At 60.6% G+C, this 17,656-nt stretch carries 16 protein-coding genes; 12 read left to right on the plus strand and 4 right to left on the minus strand.

The genetic code is table 11. The features are described 5' to 3' along the window. Nucleotides 1–46: 46 nt before the first annotated feature. Together HX873_RS21905 and HX873_RS21910 are read right to left on the minus strand one after the other, a co-directional pair. Nucleotides 47–1,285: a transporter associated domain-containing protein gene (locus HX873_RS21905; protein ID WP_177027901.1), complete on the minus strand. Its 1,239-nt coding sequence runs from the start codon at nt 1,283–1,285 to the stop codon at nt 47–49. 12 nt (nt 1,286–1,297) lie between these two features. Next, the gene (locus HX873_RS21910; protein ID WP_010176828.1) at nt 1,298–2,110 is read right to left on the minus strand and encodes an inner membrane protein YpjD; all 813 of its coding nucleotides are present in this window, start codon (nt 2,108–2,110) and stop codon (nt 1,298–1,300) included. Nucleotides 2,111–2,344: 234 nt separating this feature from the next. On the opposite strand from HX873_RS21910, the gene ffh reads away from it, so the two are divergent. The 11 genes from ffh (at nt 2,345) to HX873_RS21965 (ending at nt 15,977) form a co-directional block, all read left to right on the plus strand. Further along, nucleotides 2,345–3,721 carry a signal recognition particle protein gene (ffh, locus tag HX873_RS21915; protein WP_003209589.1) on the plus strand — a complete coding sequence of 459 codons (1,377 nt, stop codon included), beginning with the start codon at nt 2,345–2,347 and terminating at the stop codon, nt 3,719–3,721. A 250-nt stretch (nt 3,722–3,971) separates the two neighbouring features. Next, nucleotides 3,972–4,223 carry a 30S ribosomal protein S16 gene (rpsP, locus tag HX873_RS21920; protein ID WP_003209587.1) on the plus strand — a complete coding sequence of 84 codons (252 nt, stop codon included), beginning with the start codon at nt 3,972–3,974 and terminating at the stop codon, nt 4,221–4,223. 5 nt (nt 4,224–4,228) lie between these two features. Continuing rightward, nucleotides 4,229–4,765: a ribosome maturation factor RimM gene (gene rimM / locus HX873_RS21925; protein WP_003175898.1), complete on the plus strand. Its 537-nt coding sequence runs from the start codon at nt 4,229–4,231 to the stop codon at nt 4,763–4,765. Between the two features lie 43 nt (nt 4,766–4,808). After that, nucleotides 4,809–5,519 (plus strand): tRNA (guanosine(37)-N1)-methyltransferase TrmD, encoded by a 711-nt coding sequence (trmD, locus tag HX873_RS21930; protein ID WP_231988895.1) that lies wholly within the window; start codon nt 4,809–4,811, stop codon nt 5,517–5,519. Between the two features lie 45 nt (nt 5,520–5,564). Then, entirely contained in the window at nt 5,565–5,915 is a 351-nt protein-coding gene (rplS, locus tag HX873_RS21935; RefSeq protein WP_003175895.1) for a 50S ribosomal protein L19, read from the plus strand. A gap of 362 nt (nt 5,916–6,277) precedes the next feature. After that, the gene (gene xerD, locus HX873_RS21940; RefSeq protein ID WP_003209584.1) at nt 6,278–7,174 is read left to right on the plus strand and encodes a site-specific tyrosine recombinase XerD; all 897 of its coding nucleotides are present in this window, start codon (nt 6,278–6,280) and stop codon (nt 7,172–7,174) included. Between the two features lie 154 nt (nt 7,175–7,328). Further along, nucleotides 7,329–8,060: a bifunctional protein-disulfide isomerase/oxidoreductase DsbC gene (gene dsbC, locus HX873_RS21945; protein ID WP_003209582.1), complete on the plus strand. Its 732-nt coding sequence runs from the start codon at nt 7,329–7,331 to the stop codon at nt 8,058–8,060. A 126-nt stretch (nt 8,061–8,186) separates the two neighbouring features. Continuing rightward, the gene (locus tag HX873_RS21950; protein WP_003209580.1) at nt 8,187–9,491 is read left to right on the plus strand and encodes a homoserine dehydrogenase; all 1,305 of its coding nucleotides are present in this window, start codon (nt 8,187–8,189) and stop codon (nt 9,489–9,491) included. A gap of 67 nt (nt 9,492–9,558) precedes the next feature. Further along, complete coding sequence (thrC, locus tag HX873_RS21955; RefSeq protein WP_003209579.1) at nt 9,559–10,968, plus strand: threonine synthase; 1,410 nt, start codon at nt 9,559–9,561, stop codon at nt 10,966–10,968. 109 nt (nt 10,969–11,077) lie between these two features. Then, nucleotides 11,078–14,659: a transporter substrate-binding domain-containing protein gene (locus HX873_RS21960; protein WP_177123191.1), complete on the plus strand. Its 3,582-nt coding sequence runs from the start codon at nt 11,078–11,080 to the stop codon at nt 14,657–14,659. Nucleotides 14,660–14,732: 73 nt separating this feature from the next. Beyond that, a complete protein-coding gene (locus HX873_RS21965; protein ID WP_177116657.1) occupies nt 14,733–15,977 on the plus strand; it encodes an EAL domain-containing protein in 1,245 nt (414 codons plus the stop codon). Here HX873_RS21965 and HX873_RS21970 read toward each other — a convergent pair. Further along, complete coding sequence (locus HX873_RS21970; RefSeq protein WP_003209573.1) at nt 15,946–16,599, minus strand: response regulator transcription factor; 654 nt, start codon at nt 16,597–16,599, stop codon at nt 15,946–15,948. The genes HX873_RS21965 and HX873_RS21970 overlap by 32 nt on opposite strands. A gap of 150 nt (nt 16,600–16,749) precedes the next feature. Next, nucleotides 16,750–16,950 carry a hypothetical protein gene (locus HX873_RS21975; protein WP_003209572.1) on the minus strand — a complete coding sequence of 67 codons (201 nt, stop codon included), beginning with the start codon at nt 16,948–16,950 and terminating at the stop codon, nt 16,750–16,752. Nucleotides 16,951–17,252: 302 nt separating this feature from the next. Between HX873_RS21975 and HX873_RS21980 the strand changes: the two genes are divergently transcribed. Next, nucleotides 17,253–17,537 carry a DUF3509 domain-containing protein gene (locus HX873_RS21980; RefSeq protein WP_003209570.1) on the plus strand — a complete coding sequence of 95 codons (285 nt, stop codon included), beginning with the start codon at nt 17,253–17,255 and terminating at the stop codon, nt 17,535–17,537. The last annotated feature ends 119 nt before the right edge of the window (nt 17,538–17,656 follow it).

Below are 17,656 nucleotides of genomic sequence, written 5' to 3' on the forward strand. Positions count from 1 at the left end.
TAAGCCGCCCGATTATAGGAAGGGGTTTGCGGATCCAACAAGGGGCTTAAGCGGCGACCGGCACCGTGCTGGTGTGCCAGATCAGCACCTTGGCGACGCGGTTGTCCTCGGTCTCGAGGATTTCTAGGCGATAACGGCCGATTTTCAGGCACACGGCGCAGTCCGGGATGGTCTCCAGCGCTTCGGTCACCAGGCCGTTGAGGGTCTTGGGGCCGTCGCTGGGCAGGTGCCAGCCGAGGGTTTTGTTCAAGTCACGGATCGAGGCGGCGCCGTCGATCACGTAGCGGCCATCCAGTTGGGGCTGGATGTGCGGGTTGTCGAGGTGCTGCTCGTTTTCGAACTCACCGACGATTTCTTCAAGAATGTCTTCCAGGGTCACAATGCCCAGCACTTCGCCGTATTCATCCACCACCATGCCCAGGCGGCGCTGTTGCTTGTGGAAGTTCAGCAATTGCAGTTGCAGCGGTGTACTTTCCGGGACGAAGTAGGGCTCGTGGCAGGCGGCCAGCAGGGCTTCCTTGGTCAGGCTGGCGTCCGGCAGCAGGTGGCGGATCTGCCGGGTGTTGAGCACCGCCTCGACCTGGTTGATGTCGCTGTGAAACACCGGCAGCCGGGTGCGCGTGGAAACCCGCAGTTGCTCGATGATTTCCTCTACCGGGTCATCCAGGTTGATGCCGTCCACTTCGCTGCGGGGCACCAGGATGTCGTTGACGGTGATGTTGTCCAGGGCGTGGATGCCCGGCATGCCCGGCGCGCGGGTGTTGGGGATTTCGGCTTCCGGCTCGTCGTCCTGGTCCGGCTGCGGCTCGTCGCTCTTCTTGACCAGCCCGGGCTTGCGGGTGAACGGGCGCAGCAGCAACAGGCTGACACCGTTGAGCAGCCAGGCCAGCGGATAAAGGATTTTCAGCGGCACGCTCAGCAAGGTATTGCCGAAGCCAAGGATGGTTTGCGGGTGGCGAGTGGCCAGGGCACGCGGCAGATAGTCGGCCAGCACCAGCAGCACCGCGCTGGAGATCACCCAGCCGAGCCACGGGCCGTTTTGCGCCCAGGCGTAGATCGCCAGCAGGGTGCAGAGAATCACCACCACGGCGCGGCACAGGGTGTTGCAGAGGATCAGGCTGTTGCGCGGGAAGTTCAGGCGGGCGGCGGCTTTGTCACCCTGGCGGGTGCCGGGGCGCAGGGCCAGCAAATGTTGCTGGGCGGCTTCGATGGCGGTAAACAGCGCCGACCATAAAACCAGCAAGGCTACTACCGCAAGCATCGGCCCCAAGGGCAAGTTGTCCATGTCGGCTGCCCGTCAGATATGCAGGATGTATTCGCGAACCAGCTTGCTGCCGAAATAGGCCAGCATCAGCAGGCAGAAACCGGCCAGGGTCCAGCGGATCGCCTTGTGCCCGCGCCAGCCGAGACGGTTGCGGCCCCACAGCAGCACGCTGAACACCACCCAGGCCAGGCAGGCCAGCAGGGTTTTATGCACAAGATGCTGGGCAAACAGGTTCTCGACGAACAGCCAGCCGGAGATCAGCGACAGCGACAGCAGCGTCCAGCCGGCCCAGAGGAAGCCGAACAGCAGGCTTTCCATGGTTTGCAGCGGCGGGAAGTTCTTGATCAGCCCCGACGGGTGCTTGTGCTTGAGCTGGTGGTCTTGCAACAGCAGCAGCAAGGCCTGGAACACCGCGATGGTGAACATGCCGTAGGCGAGGATCGACAGCAGGATGTGGGCGAGGATGCCCGGCTCTTCATCAATGACCTGCACGGTGCCGGTCGGTGTGAATTGCGCCAGCAGCACCGTCAGCATCCCGAGCGGGAACAACAGCACCAGCAGATTCTCCACCGGGATCCGGTAGCAGGCCATCAGGGTCAGCGCGATCACCGCGGCGGCAATCAGGCTCGCAGCGCTGAAGAAATCCAGGCCCAGGCCGACCGGCGTCATCAAGTGCGTGAACAGGCTGGCGGCGTGAGCCAGCAGGGCGAGGACGCCAAGGCCTACCAGCAGGCGTTTGTCGGCCTTGGCGCCTTGGGCCAGACGAGTGCCCTGATAGAGGGTCGCAGCGGCATACAAGATGGCGGCGGCGAGGCTGGGTAGCAAACTGGGTGACAAAGGGAGCATAAATCCTGTTAAGCAGGCCCGAAAGGCGCTGAGTTTGGCATACACCTGCGTAACACGAAAGACTCTCAGGCCAGACAGCGGGTGTGCATGGCGACAGTCTTCGCTATAATCCGCGACCTGCCCACGCCGCAGGCTCGCCGAGCGCTGTTTTTAATAGCGATTTACCACAGCCTGGGCCGCCATTACCTCGGTCTAACAATGCATTTCGATGAATAGGGCCTGAAAGGATCGCGCATGTTTGAAAATCTGACTGACCGTCTCTCGCAGACGCTGCGCCATGTCACCGGCAAGGCCAAGCTGACCGAGGACAATATTAAAGACACCCTGCGTGAAGTGCGCATGGCGTTGCTGGAAGCCGACGTCGCCTTGCCGGTGGTGAAGGACTTCGTCAACTCGGTCAAAGAGCGCGCGGTCGGCACCGAAGTGTCCCGCAGCCTGACGCCGGGCCAGGCCTTTGTGAAGATCGTCCAGGCCGAACTCGAAAGCCTGATGGGCGCGGCCAACGAAGATTTGAACCTCAGCGCCGTGCCGCCAGCCGTTGTGCTGATGGCCGGTCTGCAAGGTGCGGGCAAGACCACCACCGCCGGCAAACTGGCGCGCTTCCTTAAAGAGCGCAAGAAGAAGTCGGTGATGGTGGTGTCTGCCGACGTTTACCGCCCGGCGGCTATTAAACAGCTGGAAATGCTCGCGGGCGAAGTGGGCGTGACCTTCTTCCCGTCCGACCTGAGCCAGAAACCGGTCGATATCGCCCAGGCGGCTATTAAAGAAGCCAAGCTGAAATTCATCGACGTGGTCATCGTCGATACCGCCGGTCGCCTGCACATCGACGAAGAGATGATGGGCGAGATCAAGGCGCTGCATGCCGCGATCAACCCGGTAGAAACCCTGTTCGTGGTCGATGCCATGACCGGCCAGGATGCGGCCAATACCGCCAAGGCCTTTGGTGATGCACTGCCGCTGACCGGTGTGATCCTGACCAAGGTCGACGGCGATGCCCGTGGCGGTGCCGCCTTGTCGGTACGCGCCATTACCGGCAAGCCGATCAAGTTCATCGGTATGGGCGAGAAGAGCGAAGCGCTCGAGCCGTTCCACCCTGAGCGTATCGCCTCGCGTATCCTCGGCATGGGCGACGTGCTCAGCCTGATCGAGCAAGCGGAAGCGACCCTCGACAAGGACAAGGCCGACAAGCTGGCTAAAAAGCTGAAGAAGGGCAAGGGCTTCGACCTCGAAGACTTCCGCGACCAGCTGCAGCAGATGAAGAACATGGGCGGCCTCGGCGGCCTGATGGACAAGCTGCCGAACATCGGCGGCGTGAACCTGGCGCAAATGGGCAATGCCCAGGGCGCGGCAGAGAAGCAATTCAAGCAGATGGAAGCCATCATCAATTCCATGACCCCGGCCGAGCGCCGCGACCCTGAGCTGATCAGCGGTTCGCGCAAACGTCGGATCGCCATGGGTTCCGGCACCCAGGTGCAGGACATCGGTCGCTTGATCAAGCAACACAAGCAGATGCAGAAGATGATGAAGAAATTCTCCGCAAAAGGCGGAATGGCCAAGATGATGCGCGGCATGGGCGGTATGTTGCCCGGCGGCGGCATGCCGAAAATGTAAAGAATTCGAGCAGAAGTTCGCTTCTGCTCCGACCCGCAGGGATGCGGGATCTCCAGCAAACCCGCCATTGGCGGGAGCTGACTTGCCGTTTTAACCGACGGCTCTATAGCAGATCTGAATGGCACGCTGATAGGCGCCAGAAAAAGACATTTGCAAAAGTCCGGATATTCCTTAGAATATGCGGCCTTTCGGGCACCTATGCCCGCTGTGCATTTAGATTTGCAGCACCGACTACAGGAACGATGTTCACATGCTAACAATCCGTCTTGCCCTTGGCGGCTCCAAAAAGCGCCCGTTTTACCACTTGACCGTAACTGACAGCCGCAACCCACGTGACGGCTCTCACAAGGAACAAGTTGGCTTCTTCAACCCGATCGCTCGTGGTCAAGAAGTCCGTCTGTCCGTGAACCAAGAGCGCGTAGCCTACTGGCTGAGCGTTGGTGCACAACCTTCTGAGCGCGTTGCTCAGTTGTTGAAGGATGCATCTAAGGCTGCGGCCTGAGCAATATGAACGCGACGCCAGCGGTTGCTGATGATTTGATCGTTATCGGCAAGATTTATTCTGTTCATGGCGTTCGCGGCGAAGTGAAGGTGTATTCCTTTACTGATCCGACTGAAAACCTGTTGCAGTACAAGACCTGGACGCTCAAGCGCGAAGGTAGTGTGAAACAGGTAGAGCTGGTCAGTGGACGCGGGAGCGACAAGTTCCTGGTCGCAAAGCTCAAGGGTCTTGATGATCGTGAAGAAGCTCGTCTTCTGGCCGGTTATGAGATCTGCGTGCCGCGCAACCTGTTCCCTGAATTGACCGACGGCGAGTACTACTGGTACCAGCTGGAAGGTCTGAAGGTTATTGATCAACTCGGGCAATTGCTCGGGAAAATCGATCATCTTCTGGAAACCGGCGCCAATGATGTAATGGTGGTCAAGCCTTGCGCTGGCAGCCTGGATGATCGCGAACGCCTGTTGCCCTATACCGAGCAATGCGTGTTGGCTGTCGACCTGGCAGCGGGCGAGATGAAGGTGGAATGGGACGCGGACTTCTAACGTGGCTAACCTGCGCGTTGAAGTGATCAGTTTGTTTCCCGAGATGTTTTCCGCCATCAGCGAGTACGGCATCACCAGTCGGGCGGTGAAACAGGGGCTCTTGCAGCTCACCTGTTGGAACCCGCGAGACTACACGACGGATCGACATCACACTGTGGACGATCGCCCATTTGGCGGTGGTCCGGGCATGGTGATGAAGATCAAGCCCCTGGAAGATGCGTTGGTTCAGGCCAAGGCAGCCGCCGGGGAGAAGGCGAAGGTAATTTACCTGTCCCCTCAAGGCCGTCAGCTGAATCAGTCGGCGGTACGCGAGTTGGCGAATCTGGAAGCATTAATCCTGATTGCCGGTCGCTATGAAGGCATTGACGAGCGGTTTATTGAAGCTCATGTCGATGAAGAGTGGTCGATTGGGGACTATGTCCTGTCTGGCGGCGAGCTGCCGGCGATGGTCCTGATAGATGCGGTTACACGACTGCTGCCTGGAGCTTTAGGGCATGCGGACTCCGCGGAGGAAGATTCCTTCACGGATGGTTTGCTGGATTGCCCGCACTACACCCGACCGGAGGTGTATGCGGATCAGCGTGTTCCCGACGTATTGCTAAGTGGCAATCACGCACACATCCGGCGTTGGCGTTTACAGCAGTCCCTCGGGCGGACCTATGAACGACGCGCCGATCTTCTGGAAAGCCGCTCGCTTTCTGGAGAAGAGAAGAAGCTGCTCGAGGAATACATCCTCGGGCGGGACGATAGTTAACAACGTATCGATGGTAGGTCCGACGACTTACCTTAGGAGCACAGCATGACTAACAAAATCATCCTTGCACTCGAAGCAGAGCAGATGACCAAAGAGATCCCTACCTTTGCCCCGGGCGACACCATTGTCGTTCAGGTGAAAGTGAAGGAAGGCGACCGTTCGCGTCTGCAAGCGTTCGAAGGCGTGGTAATTGCCAAGCGTAACCGTGGTGTGAACAGTGCTTTCACTGTTCGTAAAATCTCCAACGGTGTTGGCGTAGAGCGTACTTTCCAGACCTACAGCCCGCAAATCGACAGCATGGCCGTTAAACGTCGCGGTGACGTACGTAAAGCCAAGCTGTACTACCTGCGTGACCTGTCCGGTAAAGCAGCTCGCATCAAGGAAAAACTGGCTTAAGTCCAGCTTCCCGATGCAGAAAAAAGCAGCCTACGGGCTGCTTTTTTGTTGCCTGAAATTTGTCCATTTCCCCGGTATCTATTCATGACTCCCCGCCTCGAAGAAATTCAGCGTCGCACTGACCTTAAAGCCGTTTTCCGCTTTTGTGGCGAGGGAGCTTGCTCCCGTTGGGCTGCGCAGCGGCCCTGAAACCGGCAATAGAAGTCTCTCTGTTGGACCTCAATGGTCAATCAGGGCCGCTTCGCGCCCCAGCGGGAGCAAGCTCCCTTGCCACAGATTATTTGCCCGCTTTCATTGATGTGTAGCGGCCCGTGCTGCGATAGGATCTACCCGACATCGCCATTTTCCCTGCTTGAGCCCTCATGTCCGCCATCGACCACCCGCAGATAGACCGCTTCCTCGACGCCCTCTGGCTGGAAAAAGGCCTGTCGGACAACACCCGCCAGGCTTACCGCAGCGACCTCGCGTTGTTCAATGGCTGGCTGCAGGAGAAAAACCTCGAGCTGCTCGACGCCGGTCGCGAGCTGATTCTCGACCACCTGGCCTGGCGCCTGGAGCAAAACTACAAGCCTCGCTCTACTGCGCGTTTTCTCTCAGGCGTGCGTGGCTTCTATCGCTACCTGCTGCGGGAAAAGCTGATCGCTGTCGACCCAACCCTGCAAATCGACATGCCACAGTTGGGCCGGCCACTGCCCAAATCCCTGTCGGAAGCCGACGTCGAAGCCCTGCTCGCAGCCCCCGACCTGAGCGAAGCCATCGGCCAGCGCGACCGTGCCATGCTGGAAGTGCTGTATGCCTGCGGCCTGCGCGTCACCGAGCTGATCAGCCTGACCCTGGAACAGGTCAACCTGCGCCAGGGTGTATTGCGCGTAATGGGCAAGGGCAGCAAGGAGCGCCTGGTGCCCATGGGTGAAGAGGCGATCGTGTGGATCGAACGCTACATGCGCGACGCCCGAGCCGAGTTGCTCAACGGTCGGCCCAGCGATGTACTGTTTCCCAGCCAGCGCGGCGAACAGATGACCCGCCAGACCTTCTGGCATCGCATCAAGCACCAGGCCAAGGTTGCCGGCATCGGCAAGTCGCTGTCGCCCCACACCCTGCGCCACGCGTTCGCCACGCATTTGCTCAACCACGGCGCGGATTTGCGCGTGGTTCAAATGCTCCTGGGCCACAGCGACTTATCCACCACCCAGATCTACACCCACGTGGCGCGGGCACGTTTGCAGGAGATGCACGCCAAGCACCATCCCCGTGGATGAAAAACACTTCGGAAAAAGCCCAATTTCCCCGCGACTGGCTGCCCTGCGGCCCAACTGTGGTAGGCTTTGCCGGTTCGCAAAGGGGACGGCCCAAACCCGTGTTTGAAGATCGGTGTTCCTGCTCCCGTCCCTGCATCTGCCTTCAGGAGTTCCCATGCGCTTGACCCAGATTTTTGCCATCGCAGCCATTGCGTTGGTCTCAACCTTTGCCGTCGCCGACGACGCCGCAGAGAAGACAATCCGCAAGAGCCTGGAAGCCCTCCAGCTCGACACCCCGATTGAAAGCATCAACGCCAGCCCGATGGCCGGCCTGTACGAAGTCAAGCTCAAGGGCAGCCGCGTGCTGTACGCCAGTGCCGATGGCCAGTACATCGTCCAGGGCTACCTGTTCCAGCTCAAAGACGGCAAGCCGGTGAACCTCACCGAGAAAGCCGAGCGCCTGGGCGTGTCCAAGCTGATCAACGGTATTCCGGTGGCTGAAACCGTGGTTTACCCGGCCATCGGCGAAACCAAGACCCACATCACCGTGTTCACCGACACCACCTGCCCGTACTGCCACAAGCTGCATGCCGAAGTGCCTGAGCTGAACAAGCTCGGCGTTGAAGTGCGCTACGTGGCGTTCCCGCGCCAGGGCCTGGGTTCGCCGGGTGACGAGCAGTTGCAAGCCGTCTGGTGTTCGGCCGACAAGAAAGCGGCCATGGACAAGATGGTCGATGGCAAGGAAATCAAGGCCGCCAAGTGCGCCAACCCGGTTTCCAAGCAGTTCGCCCTCGGCCAGTCGATTGGTGTGAACGGTACGCCGGCCATCGTTTTGGCTGACGGCCAGGTGATTCCGGGCTACCAGCCTGCGCCGCAAGTTGCCAAACTGGCACTGAACGCAAAGTAAGCATTATCGTCGAGCCTTGACGATCATGATCCGCCGACAGTTCGGCGGGTCATTAATAGAGAGCCGCAGTTGTGCGGCTGTTTTCACGGCCGACCTTGAGTCGGCCGTTTCATGGGGAGTTCTTCAGTGAAACCGGTCAAAGTAGGCATCTGTGGGTTAGGGACCGTCGGTGGCGGCACCTTCAACGTACTTCAGCGTAACGCTGAAGAAATTTCCCGCCGTGCAGGGCGTGGGATTGAAGTGGCACAAATTGCCACGCGTACGCCAAAGCCTCAGTTCCAAACGACCGGTATTGCGATTACCAACGATGTCTTCGAAGTCGCCACCAACCCTGAAATCGATATCGTCATCGAGCTGGTAGGCGGCTACACCGTGGCCCGCGAGCTGGTGCTCAAGGCCATCGAAAACGGCAAGCATGTGGTCACTGCCAACAAGGCGCTGATTGCCGTGCACGGTAACGAAATCTTCGCCAAGGCCCGCGAGAAGGGCGTGATCGTGGCGTTCGAAGCCGCCGTGGCCGGTGGCATCCCGGTGATCAAGGCGATCCGTGAAGGCCTGTCCGCCAACCGTATCAACTGGGTGGCCGGCATCATCAACGGCACCGGTAACTTCATCCTCACCGAAATGCGCGAGAAGGGCCGTACCTTCGAAGACGTGCTGGCCGAAGCCCAGGCCCTGGGTTACGCCGAAGCCGATCCGACCTTCGACGTGGAAGGCATCGACGCTGCCCACAAGCTGACCATCCTGGCGTCCATCGCCTTTGGTATCCCGCTGCAGTTCGACAAGGCCTACACCGAAGGCATCACCAAGCTGACCACCGCCGACGTGAACTACGCCGAAGCCCTGGGCTACCGCATCAAGCACCTCGGTGTGGCGCGCAGCACCCCGGCCGGTATCGAGCTGCGTGTGCACCCGACACTGATCCCGGCCGACCGCCTGATCGCCAACGTCAATGGCGTGATGAACGCCGTGATGGTCAACGGTGACGCTGCCGGTTCCACCCTGTTCTACGGCGCCGGCGCCGGCATGGAGCCGACCGCTTCGTCTGTGATCGCCGACCTGGTGGACGTGGTGCGTGCCATGACCAGCGACCCGGAAAACCGCGTACCGCACCTGGCCTTCCAGCCGGATTCGCTGTCGGCCCACCCGATCCTGCCGATCGAAGCCTGCGAAAGTGCCTACTACCTGCGCATCCAGGCCAAGGATCATCCGGGCGTGCTCGCCCAGGTGGCCAGCATCCTGTCGGAGCGCGGCATCAACATTGAATCGATCATGCAGAAGGAAGTCGAAGAACAAGACGGCCTGGTGCCCATGATCCTGCTGACCCACCGTGTGCTGGAGCAGCACATCAACGACGCCATTGCCGCGCTTGAAGCGTTGCAGGGCGTGGTTGGGCCGGTGGTGCGGATTCGCGTCGAACACCTGAACTAATCGTTTTGCGGCAAGGGCCCCACGCGTTCGGCGGCCCTTGTTCAAGCATGCTCTAGAGGAGCCAGTCATGCGTTATATCAGCACCCGCGGCCAGGCACCGGCCCTGAATTTCGAAGACGTTCTGCTGGCCGGTCTGGCCACTGACGGCGGCCTGTACGTGCCGGAAAACCTGCCACGCTTCACCCAGGAAGAAATCGCTTCGTGGGCCGGCCTGCCGTACCACGAGCTGGCGTTCCGGGTCATGCGCCCGTTCGTCACCGGCAGCATCCCGGATGCGGATTTCAAGAAGATCCTGGAAGAAACCTACGGCGTGTTTTCCCACAGCGCCATCGCCCCGTTGCGCCAACTGAACGGCAACGAATGGGTCCTGGAGCTGTTCCACGGCCCGACCCTGGCGTTCAAGGACTTCGCCCTGCAACTGCTGGGTCGCCTGCTGGACTACGTGCTGGAAAAACGCGGTGAGCGCGTGGTGATCATCGGCGCCACTTCCGGTGATACCGGCTCGGCGGCGATCGAAGGCTGCAAGCACTGCGAAAACGTCGACATCTTCATCCTGCACCCGCACAACCGCGTGTCGGAAGTGCAGCGTCGGCAGATGACCACGATCTTCGGCGAGAACATCCACAACATCGCCATCGAAGGCAACTTCGATGACTGCCAGGAAATGGTCAAGGCCAGCTTCGCCGACCAGAGCTTCCTCAAGGGCACGCGCCTGGTGGCGGTGAACTCGATCAACTGGGCGCGGATCATGGCCCAGATCGTCTACTACTTCCATGCTTCCCTGCAGTTGGGCGGCCCGGCGCGTTCGGTGTCGTTCTCGGTGCCAACCGGCAACTTCGGCGACATCTTCGCCGGTTACCTGGCACGCAACATGGGCCTGCCGATCAACCAGCTGATCGTCGCCACCAACCGCAACGACATCCTGCACCGCTTCATGAGCGGCAACCAGTACGTCAAGGAAACCCTGCACGCCACACTGTCGCCGTCGATGGACATCATGGTCTCGTCGAACTTCGAACGCCTGCTGTTCGACATGCACGGTCGCAACGGTGCTGCCCTGGCCGGCCTGATGGACAGCTTCAAGCAAGGTGGCGGTTTCAGCGTCGAGCAGGAGCGCTGGACCGAAACCCGCAAGCTGTTCGACTCCCTGGCGGTGGACGACGCAGAAACCTGCGAGACCATCGCCGAAGTCTACGCCCAGACCGGCGAGCTGCTGGACCCGCACACCGCCATTGGTGTCAAGGCCGCGCGCGAATGCCGCCGCAGCCTGGACATCCCGATGGTGATTCTCGGCACCGCGCACCCGGTCAAATTCCCGGAAGCGGTAGAGAAGGCCGGGGTTGGCAAGGCGTTGGAATTGCCGCCGCACCTCACCGACCTGTTTGAGCGTGAAGAGCGTTGCACGGTATTGGCCAATGACCTGAAAGCGGTGCAGGCGTTTGTCAGCCAGCATGGCAATCGCGGCAAGCCACTCTGATCCAACGGCTTTGCGTGGTGGATCAAGCCCGTCTTCGTGACGGGCTTTTTCATTCTGGCGAGCCATACTTGCGCGGCGACCAACAAGAATAATCAAGGAAACCCAACCGGTGTATTTATCGACCCGAGCACACGCGTGGCTGGCATGTGTGCTGCTGCTTGGCCATGGTTCGGCAAGCCTCGCGGCTGTCAGCCTGCCGTTCAAGCTGGTGCCGGCGTTCATTGCCCTGGAGCCCATGTCCCTGACGGCCAGCGAGCAGCAATGGCTGGCGGCCCATCGGCCACTGAGAGTGGGCATTTCGATTGATGACTATCAGCCGATCGATATCACCCGCGACCGCAATCGCTACCAGGGCATCAGCGCCGATTACCTGAGCCTGATCGGCGCGCGTCTGCATGCACCGATGCAGGTCCTGGGTTTTGCCGAGCGGGCGCAAGCGGTGGAGGCCCTGCGGAGCGGCGCCATCGATATTCTCACCAGTGCCAACGGTTACGAGCGTGATGTGTCGGGGTTGCGCTTTACCGAAGACTACATGCCGGACCGCTCGGTGGTGGTCGTGCGCCGGGATGACAGCACCCAGAACGAGGACCTCAAGGACAAGAAGCTGGTGTTGCTGGACGGTTACGCCAACGTCAAGAACGTCCATCAGGCGTATCCCGGGAGCCACATCATGCTGGCACCGAATCTCTACAGTGGCCTCGAAGCGCTGAAGCAAGGTGATGCCGATGCGTTTATCGGCAACGAAGTGATCGTGCGCGCCTATAAATCGCTACGGCCCTACCTGGGCTTGCAGATCAAGGTGGAAAGCCGGCTGGCGCCTATCGGCTTTGCCTTTGCCACGCGGGAGGCCGACCCGCTGTTGGGGACGCTGATGGAACGGGCGCTGGCGAGTATTGATGAGTCTGTGCGGCGGGAGATCCTTGCGCGCTGGACCACCGGACTGGGGGTGGGCATTGCCGCCGAGCGCATCGCCTTGTCGGCCCCGGAGCGGGCCTGGGTACTTCAGCATCCGCATGTGGTGGTGGCGTCCCAGCAACTGTCTCCCTATGTATTCAAGGACAAGGACGGCCAGTGGGTGGGGCTGAATGTGGACTTGCTCAACCGCATTTCACGCATGACCGGCCTGCAGTTCGTGATGGAGGAAGTGTCCTCCACGGCACAGACCCTGGGGTTGCTGGAAACGGGCAGGGCGGACATGAACACCACCCTGGCCGAGAATCAGGAGCGCAAGGCCTTTCTCGATTTCAGCCATGGGTTCGGGGGCTCAGGCTGGGTGTTTATCCAGCGCGCTGACGCACCGCCAGTGGCCAGTTTGAGCGAGCTTTCAGGCAAGGTGCTGGCGCTGCCGGCACGCCATGTCCTGGAGGGATATATTCGTCGCGAGCACCCCGGGATCAAGCTGCAATCGGTGGATAACTACGTCCAGGCCCGTGAGCTGGTAACGCAGGGTCGCGCGGCGGCGACTATCCAGAGTGAAGTGGAAGTGCAGAGTTACCCGGCCGATGAGTTGCGCATCGGCCGCAGTGTCGAGGGCAAGTGGTCGGCCAACAGCCTGTCGGTGCGCAAGGATCAACCGGAACTGCTGAGCATTTTGAACAAGGCGCTGGAAGCGCTGCCGGTCGCGGAGCTGAGCGCCCTGCGTTTGCGTTGGCTGGGGAGCGTACCCGTCCCGGTGCCGGCCTGGCAGCGTGTGCCGCCATGGGCCTACTGGACGGTCGCCATGGCGCTGCTGTTTGTGCTGGTGTCCCTGGCCTGGAACAGCCGGCTCAAGCGCCAGATTCGCCAGCGCCTCCAGGCCGAGCAGCGGCTCAACGACCAGTTGGCGTTCAAGCGCGCGCTGCTGGACGGCATGCCCAACCCGGTATTTGTGCGTGATCTGGAAGGACGCCTGGTGACCTGCAACACCAGCTATGAACAACAGTTGAACACCCGGCGCGAGCAGATCCAGGGCCTGACGCTGATGGAAAGCGGGCTGATGCCTGACGCTACGGCCGCGCGCCTGCATGCCGGCCACATGGAGCAATTGGCGAGCCAGCAGTCGCTGTTCGTCGACCGGCAGCTGGAGTTCAATGGCGGGGCGTTTCATGTGTATCAGTGGACGGTGCCGTTCTTCGACGCCAAGGGCCAGCTCCAGGGTTTGCTCGGTGGCTGGGTCGATATCAACGAGCGCAAGGTCCTGGAGCTCCAGCTGATGGATGCGCGGCAGGCCGCTGACGAAGCGAACTACGCAAAAAGCGCGTTTCTCTCGACCCTGAGCCACGAGATTCGCACGCCGATGACCGCCATTATCGGTCTGCTCGAGCTGGAGCAGGAGCGTGCCCAGGCTGAAGGCAAGACAGTGTCTGAAGCCCTGCGAGTGGCCCATCGCTCGGCGCGTGAGTTGATTGCCCTGATGGGTGACAGCCTCGACCTGGCCAAGATTGAAGCCGGTCATCTGCAACTGGCGCCGCAGGCCACTGACTTGAAAGGTTTCTTCGAGGGCATACAGCGCTTGTTCGAACCCATGGCGCAGAAAAAGGGCCTTCACCTGACCCTGGCATTCGACCCGAGCGCGCAAGGGTATTACTGGTTCGACCCGCTGCGCCTGCGTCAGGTTATCCATAACCTGTTGGGCAACGCGCTCAAGTTCACCTCGCGCGGCGAGGTTCGGGTCAGTGTTGTGCGCAAGCTTGACCCGGCGGGGGCCGAATATTTGCACCTGTGTGTGGAGGACAGCGGGCCGGGCATTGGCGTCGAGCAGCAGGCGCGAGTGTTCAAGCCGTTTATCCAGGTCAGCGCGCGGACGGCTGCCGAGCACGGCGGCACGGGACTGGGCTTGAGCATCTGCCAGCAACTGGTGGAATTGATGGGAGGCAGCATCACCCTGAGCAGCGTGGTGGGAGAGGGCACGGTGGTGTGCATCGACCTGTACCTGGATCGGGTCAGCAGTGACGACGTGCCAGCATCTGCCGGTGTACCGCTGCTGGTGGCCGGCCGCAACCTGTCGGTGTTGGTGGTGGATGACCTGCCGGCCAATCGGCTGGTGCTGGTTCAGCAGTTGCAGTTCCTGGGTCATCAAGTAGTGGCCGTCGACTCGGCCGAAGCGGCCTTGCAGCGTTGGCATCATGAGGTGTTTGACGTCATGGTCACCGATTGCAATATGCCGGGCATGTCCGGCTACGCCTTGAGTGAGGCCATCCGCCGGCTTGAAGCCCAGGAGCAACGGCCACGCCTGGCGCTGGTGGGTTGCACGGCGAATGCCCTGGATGATGAACAGCAGCGCTGCCGGGAGGCGGGAATGGATGAACTGCTGGTCAAGCCCGTGACCCTTGAGCACTGGACGCGTGTGCTCGCCCGCGTCGTGCCTGCACGCTCTTTCAGCATCCAGACCCTGCGCACCATGACCCAGGCCGACGGACCGGTTTTGCAGCGGATGCTGCAGGAGCTGGCGAGGAGCCTTGAGCAGGAGCATAACCTGATGGCCTCCGCCATGGCGGACCACGACCAGGTCCGGCTGGCCGCCTCGCTGCACCGCCTGAAGGGCATATGCTGCCTGGTGGATGCGCTGCCGCTGGCCAAGGCCTGTGTGGCGCTGGAAGGGTGTATTCGGGAGCAGCGCAACGCTGAGATTGAAATGCATTGGTTAGCGCTGCGCGAAGCATTGATCGAATTCCAGGTCGAGCTTGAGGCTTATCTGGACCCGTCCGAATAAGACATGTCCTATGGGGAAGGCGCGGGGTTTTTATTAGTCTGTGCACCCTCGCTTCTCCCCGGTAACGTTTTTCATGCGCTCCCTCAACGTCCTGATCCTCGAAGATAACCCGTTCCAACTGATGGCCCTGCATCAGATGCTCAACGCCAACGGCGTATTCAATGTACGCACGGCCGAAACGGTCGACGCCGCTCGCCAGTCACTGGAGAGCAAGGGCGCGGTGGACATCGCGATTTGCGATCTGTACCTGGAGCAGGGTGATGGCCTTGAGCTGATTCGGGAAATGGCCGAGCGCCGCCAGGCTCAGGTGTTGATCCTGCTGAGCAACGCCGAGCCGGATGTGCTGGAAGGCGTGGCGCACATGGCCCGACAGTTGGGGCTCAACGTGCTCGGCTGCCTGCCCAAGCCGGCGTCGGCAACGCTGATCGGGAAAGTCCTCGAGGCGTGCCGGGAGCGCTTGCGGCCCGGGCCGCCGGTGGTGTCCTGGGAGCGGGTGCGCCACCTGCTGGACTTGAGCGAATCCGAGCAGTTGCCGCCTTCGGCGGATCTGAGCCAGGCCGCTATCGCCCGCTGCGGCACGGTCTGGTATCAGCCCATTGTCAGCCAGGCGGGCGCGTTGCAAGGTGTTGAAGCGCTGGCCCGCTGGCAGCTTCCTGACGGCGAGTTGCTGTTGCCTGACGCGTTTCTGCCGGTGCTGGAGTTTGCCGGAATGGAAGAGGCGTTTACCTGGCACGTGCTGGAACAAGCGCTGGGCCAGGCGGCACACGTCATGCGCGAAACCGGGCAGGTGCTGCCGGTGGCGGTGAATATCCCGGGGCGGATGCTGGAGCGTCCGCACTTTCCCCAAGTGCTGCAAGGCTTGCTGCAACTTCACGGCGTGCCCGCCCGTGGCCTGACCCTGGAACTGGTGGAAACCTCGCGCCTGAACACCGACAGCGCCCACGTCACCGGCTTGCTGCGTTTGCGGATGATGGGGTGCAAGCTGTCCATCGGTGATTTCGGCGTGGGCGGCACCAGCCTGCAACGCTTGCTGGAATTGCCCTTCAGCGAATTGAAGATCCCGCCGGCGTTTGCCAGCGGCATGGCCAGGGACGATCGCAAGGCGGCAGTGGTTGCCGGCGCCATGAGCATGGCGAGGCGACTGGGTGTGGGTGTGGTGGTGACCGGGGTTGAAAGCGCCGCCGACTATCACGCGGTAAGTGAACTGGGGGCTGCGTGGTTGCAAGGCTGCTTTATCGCCGGCCCCATGGACGCCGAGGCGCTGAAGCAGTGGATCGCGTTTCAGGCTAGGCCAGCCCGTGTTCCTGCACATAGATAAACAGCGCGGCGTCGTTGCTCAGGCCCAGCTTGCGCATGGCGCTGACCTTTTGTGCACTGACGGTTTGCTTGCTGCGATGAAGATTCGCGGCGATCTCGCCTACCGTCAGGCCGCCGGCCAGCAGGCGGATGACTTCCAGTTCACGGGGTGAGAGTTGATCCTGGGAGTGCACACGCTCGACGCCTGCCAGGTTCAGTGACTGACTGATGGTCTGGGCCACATAACGTCGCTGCTGGCGCACCTGACGGATTGCTTCAGGCAATTCGTCTGCGAGACTGGCCTTGCTCAGCAGGCCCATGACACCCAGCTCCAGGATGGCGTGGAACAGGCCGGCGTTGTTCAGCATGGTCACCACCACGATGGGCAGGCCCGGGTGATGCCGGCGCAGTTGTTCGATCAGGCGCAAGCCGTCGGCCTGGGGCTCGGCGGGCATCATGAAGTCGGTCACCAGAATGTCGCAGGCACAACGTTGCAGCAGTTCGCCAAGGGCCTGGGGTGAGTTGGCTTCACCGACGATGGTTAGCCTCTCGTCACGTTCCAGGACTGCCCGCAGACCGATGAGGAAAATCGGGTGGTCGTCGGCGAGGACGATGCGCAATGGCTTGTCAGACGTTTCGTTCAATACAGGCTCCCGGGGTAATTCGGGGATTCTAGCCTGTTAACGCAGGAGAGGGTCTGATGGTGCGGTTTACAAAGGTGTAAAAAACGCCGCGTCCCCGTCCGTGGGGCAGCGGCGTTTTTCGTTTCTGGCAGGCCCGGCCGGAGCGACCGTTTAGGCGAGTAGTTTTTGCGCCACTGCCATTACGGTTCCGACAGCCGTGAAGAAGCCGATGGCGATACCAACGGGATACCAGAAATTCTCTCGGGTTATCTTGTGGGACTCTGCGTTTAGCTTGCGTTGCTCGGCATAAATTCTGGATATGTCGGCGTGAATCTTCTCTAGTATTGCCTGCTCTTTTTCGTGTTCCAGCATGGTCTTCGTCCTTCGCAACGGGGCCTTTTGGTATGCGCTGTTTATCGATGTGCCGGCATGATCAGCACTCACCGAGTATAGGATTCACCCTCGGCATCAGCGCCAAAACGGCAACTCATTGAGTAAGCAGTTATGTGCTGCCGTTTTTTGCTTGTCATGTTGCAAGCGCATGCTGGACACGTCATCCCCCGGCAACCCTTGAAAGACGAAAAAGCGAACTTTCCTACGACGCAAATAGTCACTTAGGATAGATGCAGCTCCCGTTTACACGATTGTTTCCGAACTATTGAGTGGTGATCGAGATGGAAAGTATCAGCCTATTGCTCGGTGAAGCACTGAGCCCTTATCAGGTCACGCTGACCACCTCGGGTGTGCAGGGCGAATGCCTGGTGACCGTAAAGAATCCGGCCGGTGCCATCGTGGTCGAACGAGAAGTCGACCAGGCACAATTGACCGACAAGCGTGCATTGGTGGATGTGGTGGACTGTTTGCACCGCGACTTGATGATTGCCGAAGGACGCCTGGAACCCTCGGTCATGGCGGCCCTGCGCAATGCGGCCCTGACTCGGCCGATTGCCTGCGCATGAAGATTTATTTTTGTTGGGAACCTTCCTACGGCAAGGTGAGTCAGATTTTGTAACAGCGAGATCAAGCATTGTGCTCCGGTGCTTGTGGCTCGTTGTTACTGGTCTTTTTAGGCCCTTAT

It is taken from the genome of Pseudomonas sp. P7758, assembly GCF_013386485.1.
Lineage (GTDB): Bacteria > Pseudomonadota > Gammaproteobacteria > Pseudomonadales > Pseudomonadaceae > Aquipseudomonas.